Origin of the sequence: Christiangramia qingdaonensis (assembly GCF_048381525.1) — a bacterium.
Taxonomy (GTDB): Bacteria; Bacteroidota; Bacteroidia; order Flavobacteriales; family Flavobacteriaceae; genus Christiangramia.
This window is the reverse complement of record NZ_JBLWIM010000012.1, coordinates 153,659-159,537: the sequence shown is the minus strand read 5'-3', so window position 1 is coordinate 159,537 and position 5,879 is coordinate 153,659. Positions and strand designations below refer to the sequence as shown.

Annotated in this window: 5 protein-coding genes; 4 read left to right on the top strand and 1 reads right to left on the bottom strand. The window is 39.1% G+C overall.

Annotation, left to right across the window (positions count from 1 at the left end; all coding sequences use genetic code 11):
• The 4 genes from ACNI3T_RS05580 to ACNI3T_RS05565 all read left to right on the top strand — a co-directional run.
• On the top strand, positions 1–1,471 hold a 1,471-nt coding region (locus ACNI3T_RS05580), incomplete at its 5' end, for a DUF4301 family protein (protein ID WP_418226985.1).
• A complete protein-coding gene (gene arfB, locus ACNI3T_RS05575; protein WP_418226984.1) occupies positions 1,471–1,872 on the top strand; it encodes an alternative ribosome rescue aminoacyl-tRNA hydrolase ArfB in 402 nt (133 codons plus the stop codon). The genes ACNI3T_RS05580 and arfB, both read left to right, overlap by 1 nt.
• Before the next feature lie 456 nt (positions 1,873–2,328).
• A complete protein-coding gene (locus ACNI3T_RS05570) occupies positions 2,329–2,667 on the top strand; it encodes a hypothetical protein (RefSeq protein WP_418226983.1) in 339 nt (112 codons plus the stop codon).
• 303 nt (positions 2,668–2,970) lie between these two features.
• The gene (locus ACNI3T_RS05565) at positions 2,971–4,329 is read left to right on the top strand and encodes a sigma-54-dependent transcriptional regulator (protein ID WP_418226982.1); all 1,359 of its coding nucleotides are present in this window, start codon (positions 2,971–2,973) and stop codon (positions 4,327–4,329) included.
• On the opposite strand, the gene ACNI3T_RS05560 is transcribed toward ACNI3T_RS05565, so the two are convergent.
• Positions 4,319–5,879: hybrid sensor histidine kinase/response regulator (locus ACNI3T_RS05560; protein WP_418226981.1), on the bottom strand; the 1,561-nt coding region annotated here is incomplete at its 5' end. The genes ACNI3T_RS05565 and ACNI3T_RS05560 overlap by 11 nt on opposite strands.

The window sequence follows — 5,879 nt, the reverse complement described above, 5'->3', positions numbered from 1 at the left end:
CCAGATCGCCATTTTCGAACGAGGCAACCTGAAAGTAAATATTACCGAAGCTGCTACGGTAGGAAAAGGAATTAGCAGGATTGAAGCTGCTGAAAAACATGAATTGATAGATTTCTATAATACAGAAAAATCTAAATACAGTATCCTTAAGTTCGTGCCGGCATCTGGTGCAGCTTCCAGAATGTTCAAGGCTTTGCATAACTTTTCCGAAGAGTTCGATCCGGAAAATGATGAGTTAAGAGAATATCTTGATAAAAAAGGTGATGCAGATCTTCAAAGATTCTTTAACCATGTAGATAAATTGCCTTTCTATAAACATGCGGTGAACAAAGCGAAAAAGAGCCATCCAGGCTATGAGAATCTTTCCCACGATCATCAGCATTCCATCCTGGTACATACGATTCTCGATTTAGATGGGCTCTATCTTAGTGATTTACCAAAAGGCCTGGTTCCATTTCATAAATACGACACTCATATTTCCACGGCTTTTGAAGAACATTTATTCGAAGCCGCAAAATATATTGCTGTAGATGGAGTTGCCAGACTTCATTTTACGGTAGCTGAAGGAGATCGCGAGAAGTTTGAAGCTGAATGGAATGATGTTGGAGAACGTGTAGAGAAGGCTACAGGGGTTAAATTCGAGATCCATTATTCTTACCAGGATCCAAAAACAGATACTATTGCGGTCACTGGCGAATTTGAGCCATTTAGAACTAAGGAGGATACCTTATTCTTTAGACCCGGAGGACATGGCGCGCTCATCGAAAATATGAATCAGTTAGATGCAGATATCGTATTTGTAAAGAATATCGATAATGTGGTTACTGAAGATAAAGTTCAACAGGTGGCCGATCATAAGAAATTACTGGGAGGAAAACTGTTGAAGGTTCAGACTAAAGTATATGAGTACCTTGAAACCCTGGACAAAGGAAATGTATCTCATGAAAAACTGGATGAGATTCAGACATTTCTGAATGATGAATTATTCGTAAAATCTGGTAGTGACGGCGATATGTTCGTGGAAAACCTGAAACACAAACTTCGTAGACCATTGCGGGTTTGCGGGATGGTCAAGAATGAAGGTGAACCAGGCGGAGGTCCTTTCCTTGTGAAAGATAGCGACGGGAATACTTCTCTACAAATAATTGAAGGAGCACAGATCGATAATGACAATCCCGAACAGGCTAAAACAGCTCGTGAAGCTACACATTTTAATCCGGTGGATATTGTTTGCGGACTCAAAGACCACAAGGGAGAAGCTTATGATCTTAATGAGTATGTAGATGAAGACATGAGTTTTATTGCAGATAAAACAAAAGATGGTAAGGAGTTGAAAGCTTTAGAGAGACCTGGTTTATGGAATGGTGGAATGGCACGCTGGAATACGATCTTTGTAGAAGTTCCTGTGGAAACCTTTAATCCTGTGAAAACCGTTTCCGACCTGCTGAAGGATTCTCATCAACCAGCTTAATGGATCAACATCAAATTGAAACAGAACTTGAGTTTAAAGCTGTAAGAAGTTCTGGTCCTGGTGGGCAACATGCTAATAAGACATCTACAAAAGTGGAACTTGGTTTTCATGTTGAGAATTCCAACGGACTTTCAGAAGCCGAAAAAGGCAGAATCCGAAGGAAGCTTGAAAACAGGATCAACCGCGAGGGATTTTTGAAGATGTCGAGTGAAGATTCCCGGAGTCAGCATTCCAATCGCGAGATCGTCATTCACAATTTTCTGGAATTGATAAAATCGGCACTTAAAAGACAGAAACCTCGAAAGAAGACAAAACCAACCCGGGCGTCAAAACTGAAAAGATTGCACTCTAAAAAGAAAAGATCAGAGATCAAGGCAAATAGAAAAGATCCTTTGAAGTAAATGTGGGTATTAAATCCTCAGTTGTTCTGTAGATTCCACGTAATTTCTTGAAATGGCATTGAACTTAAATTTGTCTATTAATCTTTTATCTCACTGGTATGGTGGGTTATAAGGTGGCTGAAGGGAGTTTTTAAGTTTTGGTATAATTATTACTATTAAGTAAATAGGTTAGTATTGGGAACAAAATGAGTTACACTTAATTTATTTTGTTTTATAATTTAGATTTTCGGATTGAAAGGGCTCCCTCGGGAGCCCTTTCTGTATTTATGTACCTCTGGGGAAATGACTCTGATTTTCTACACTCATATCCTAAAAATCACAGAATATCTACATAAATAAGTGTGAAATAAAATTAAGCAATTCATCCAATCTGTTAGTTCTCAGATGCTTCCGTAGAATTGTTCCAATTTGGTATGATTTTGACTCTATTCTTTACATAACCACAAAACAATCATTATGAAAAAGTTTATTTTAAGTACAGCAACCATTGCAGCTTTATTTTTTACTACAGGAAACCTACACGCACAGGATGAAGAGATAGAAGTGGAGACCGAAGTGGAAATGGAACAGGAAACTGCAGAATTTGAATCTATCGATGTGATCTCATTACCACAGAATATTAAAGATGCAATTTTGACCGACTACAATGGTGCAGTAGCTAGTGAAGCCTGGGTGATGACCAAAGATGATGAAAACAAGGTTTATAAATTGAACCTTGATGTAAAAGGTGAGCAAGAGCAAGTTTTTATAGATTCTGATGGAAACTGGCTTAAAGAAGAAGATACTGAAAAATAGAACTTGTCTGATCAATGAGAACCCAACTCAAGGCATATTGGATCCAATATGGAGTTTGAAAACTTTTAATTTATAGAAATGGTAGCAGCCTAGCTGCAACAACCATAACAACTAACACCAGATCCATTTCTCTAAATTTAAAGTTCATGACGCAGATCTGATCAAATGGAAACCAGTTACTTGCAAAAATTTAAATTTTGCAGGCTACCTAAGGAGGCTTTTTTAAAGCCTCTTTTTTTATGCTTTCTTTTAAAACCATATGAGTTAAAGATTCTTACCTTTGCAGCTCACTAAAGCTATTCTATGTCTAAAGTTCTGGTCGTTGAAGACGATGTTGCCTTCGGTACTATGCTCAAAACCTTTTTAGAGAAAAGGGAGTATAAAGTCGAGCTGGTATTTTCTGCAGCTGAAGCATTCAATAAGATTGAAAAAAGCAACTTTGAGCTTGTACTTACAGATGTTCGTCTACCAGATCATGATGGTCTTGAGATCCTGAAAAGGGTTAAAGCTAAGGATATTGCCACCCAGGTGATCGTGATGACGAGTTATGCTGAAATTAGCATGGCTGTAAATGCGATGAAAGAAGGTGCATTCGATTATGTTTCCAAGCCATTTCGACCTGAATCTATATTACAAACAATAGAAAATGCTTTGCGTACAAAAGTGGTAGCGCCAAAAGAAGTTACCGCGAAACCCGCAAAAAAAGCTAGCAAATCCAGTTCAACGACACAACGACTTGATCTTGTAGAGGGTGTTAGTGAACCTTCCCGAAGACTTGCCGATTATGTGGAACTGGTATCCCCAACAAATATGTCGGTTTTGATCACCGGTGAAAGTGGTACGGGAAAAGAGCAGGTGGCTAAAAGCATCCACCTGGAGAGTAAAAGACGGGATGCGCCATTTATCGCCGTAGATTGTGGAGCGATCCCTAAAGAGATAGCTTCCAGCGAGTTCTTTGGTCATATCAAAGGTTCTTTCACTGGCGCGATAAACGATAAAACCGGTCACTTTGAAGCCGCTAATGGCGGAACATTGTTTCTTGATGAAATTGGAAATCTGAGTTATGAACTTCAGGTACAGTTATTACGTGCGCTTCAGGAAAGACGTGTAAAGCCTGTTGGTAGTAATAACGAAATAGAAGTAGATATTCGCGTGGTAACAGCAACCAATGAAGATCTCTCGAATGCAGTAAAAGAAGGTGATTTTCGTGAAGATCTTTACCATAGACTTAATGAGTTTTCTATAAAAATTCCTGCACTTCGCGAGCGTAAAGAGGATTTGATGTTGTTTGCGAACCATTTTCTTGATGAGGCGAACAAGGACCTGGAGAAAAATGTGCTTGGCTTTACAGACAAAGCAATAGATGCATTTAAGAACTATAACTGGCCTGGTAACCTTCGTGAACTTCGGAATATGGTAAAAAGAGCAGTATTGCTTACTCAGGAAGATCTAATTCCTTTGAAAGTTCTACCTCATGAGATCGCAACTTCCAGTCGTTCTACGGAAAATGATTACGGCTTGTTTAAGAATAAGAATGAAGAACAACTCATTCTCGACGCTCTTGAGAAAACCGACGGTAATAAAAGTAAAGCCGCCAGAATGCTTTCTATAGATAGAAAGACACTTTATAATAAGCTGAAGCAATACGGGATCAAGCTTTAATTTTCGCTTCGATATCGTTTATTAGCTGTTCAAGCTTTACCTCAAGACTTACGAACTCAGTTTCGTTTATATTTTTCCTTTCTTCAAGCTTTTGTAGATCTGGTGTGATAGTATGAGCCTGCATTTGTCTAAGCATGGGTAACATTCTATGGGCAGTTTTGCCCAATTCATCTTCGTTTCGACTTTCCCATGCCGATTTTAACTGCACCATACTTTCTTTGGTTCCCTCGATAAAGGCCCGAAGTATTTCTTTAAATGCATCATCATCTTTACCAGCAAATTCATAAATCTCGGAAAGATCGTAAAGTCCTGTTTGTAGCTCTGTAGATTCTCCCTGTACATTACTGGAAACTGTTTCTTTATGTTCCAGATCGAGCACTTCAGCAATGGTATCTTTTAAAGTTGCAGATTTATAGGGTTTAAGTAATTTTTCATCGAAACCGGCATCCATATAGACTTGTTTCTCAAGATCTGTACGACCCGATAAAGCGATAACGGGCAAATGCATGATCTCATCGGTACCGCGAATAGTCTTAATTAGTTCAAAACCATCCAGCACTGGCATTTGAATATCGGTGAGAATAAGATCATAATCTTTCTGGCTGATCTTTTCCAACGCGATCTTACCATTTGCCGCCGTGTCAATTTCGAAACCCATAGATCTGGATAGTTCTACGGTAAGGGATAATTGTCCAGGTTCGTCATCTACTACCAGCGCCTTTAGTCCAGAAGCAGCATAATTCTTCTCGATTATTTGATCTGAAGATTTCTTACCAGAAAGCTGATATTTCTCCACAGGAATTTCAATGATAAATTCACTTCCCATCCCGGGTTCACTTTCAACCCTGATGTCACCTTCTAATAAATGCGCCAGTCTCTTCGTGATGGCAAGTCCAAGACCAGTACCGCCAAACTTCTTCTCAATGCTGTTATCTTCCTGGGAGAATTCCTCGAAAATACTATCCTGTTTCTCTTTTGAGATCCCTATGCCGGAATCCTTGACTCGTAATTCGAGAATTTCTTTGTTCTTCTTCGGTTTTACAAGATTTGCAGAGATGACAATGCTTCCTTCTTCCGTAAATTTCCAGGCATTTGAAATCAGGTTTGCCAGGATTTGTTTAATTCTGAAAGGATCACTAACCAGCTGCATTTGTGCTTCAGGAGCAACTACAATTTCAATGGTTACATTTTTGGTCCTTTCCGCAGGAATAATATTATTTACGGTATCCTCGATTAATTTGCCAGGGTGAAAAGCTAGTTTTTCTATCAACATTTTTCCCGCTTCGAGCTTAGAAAGATCCAGCAAATCATTGACCAGTCTCAGGATAAATTCTGAAGATTTTTTGATCTGCTTTAAATAATAAGCCTGCTTTTCATCAAGATCGGTTTTCTGTATAAGATCTGTATATCCCATCACGGTTGTCAATGGACTACGCAAATCATGAGTGATCGCCGCCATGAACTGCTCTCTGCTCGCCAGTAGTGTTTCTGCGAAGTTTTTGGCTTCTTCCAGTTGTACCCTGTATCGCTGACTTCTGGTAATATCCCCA